This is a genomic window from Methanobacterium petrolearium, assembly GCF_017873625.1.
In the GTDB taxonomy this organism is placed as follows: Archaea; Methanobacteriota; Methanobacteria; order Methanobacteriales; family Methanobacteriaceae; genus Methanobacterium; species Methanobacterium petrolearium.
Map to the genome: position 1 here is coordinate 1 of NZ_JAGGKL010000025.1, position 1,346 is coordinate 1,346.

Below are 1,346 nucleotides of genomic sequence, written 5' to 3' on the forward strand. Positions count from 1 at the left end.
TTATAGTTAACGACATAGAAAATTTTATATAATGCAGGTTTTATATTTACTTATATGAAGAGAAAGCCAACTATAAATAAGGATTTTACAAGTGTTGAAGAGCTTCAAATTAGAATAAAGAAGTTGGAACAGGATGTGAAAGTTTTAAACAAGTTGTATTTCATAAATGATATTTATCATGATGTTTCTATCACAGAATCTTGTAAAAAACTGGGAATTACAAGAGTTACTGGGCATAATTGGTTAAATCAATGGAATGAAGGCGGATTTGATTCTTTAGGCAGAAAATCTGGTAGTGGAGGTCAATCGAAACTTACTCCTGAGCAAAAAGAAGAATTATCTGAAATTATCATTGAAAATGAGATTTATAGCTCTAAACAGGTTTTAGAATTAATAAAAGAAAAATTTAATGTTGAATACAGTATTAGACAAGTGGAAAGAATTTTAAGAGATTTAAAATTTGGATATGGTAAACCTTATACGATATATTCAAAAATGCCAGAAGATGCTGAAGAATCACTTAAAAAAAACTTCAAGGAATAAATCTTCAAAATAGCATAATTGGATTTTTAGATCAGACTGCATGTCAAAATATTGGTAATTCAGGCCGAATTTGGTATAAAAAAGGAACGAAAAACATTTTAAAGAAAAATCCAGATAAATTTTCAGTTACAGGAATAGGATTCCAGTCAATAAACGGCAAATCATTAATAGACTTTCCCGAAGGATCTAAAACATTCGATTTTATTAATTTTCTAGTTAAAATTAGAATCAAAAACTCAAACAACCCGTATGTCAAATCTAAATTGAATTCCATTTTAAATAATATTAACATCAATGAAACACATCTAAAAACGCTTTTAGAAGCAGATTTTCATGATAAAACTGAATTTAAACATATTATTGACGATTTTTTCACACCTCAAAAAGACTTAAGTATTGAACAAATCAAGAAAAAAATGAGAATTATCTTAGAAAATGAAAATAAAAAGAATCAAAGAATAATTGACAGATTACAAAGGGAAAATATTGTTAAAAATTTGGAAAAATGTGAAATTACAAGTCAATTAAAAAAAGAAACAAAAACTGTAATAATTTTAGACAATTATCCAGTTCATAAAGCACAATTAGCTAAAAAAGCTTGTGAAATCCTTAACATCCAATTAATACTTTTGCCCCCATATTCCCCAAAACTAAATCCCATAGAACAAGTTTGGAGAATAATAAAACGCGAACTGTCTAAAATCTATATAAAAGATGAAACATTCTTAATTCAAAAATTTAAATCTTACTACAATGAAATAATCGGAAATAAAACATTTTACGAAGGATGGATAAAAAAAATT

2 protein-coding genes are annotated in these 1,346 nt (G+C 26.5%); both read left to right on the forward strand.

All coding sequences use genetic code 11. From position 1 onward, the window contains the following. The first annotated feature begins 54 nt into the window (after positions 1-54). Positions 55-543 (forward strand): helix-turn-helix domain-containing protein, encoded by a 489-nt coding sequence (locus tag J2743_RS11995; RefSeq protein WP_209627530.1) that lies wholly within the window; start codon positions 55-57, stop codon positions 541-543. Positions 544-806: 263 nt separating this feature from the next. Next, the coding region (locus J2743_RS12000; RefSeq protein ID WP_209627532.1) for a transposase at positions 807-1,346 on the forward strand (540 nt) is incomplete at its 3' end.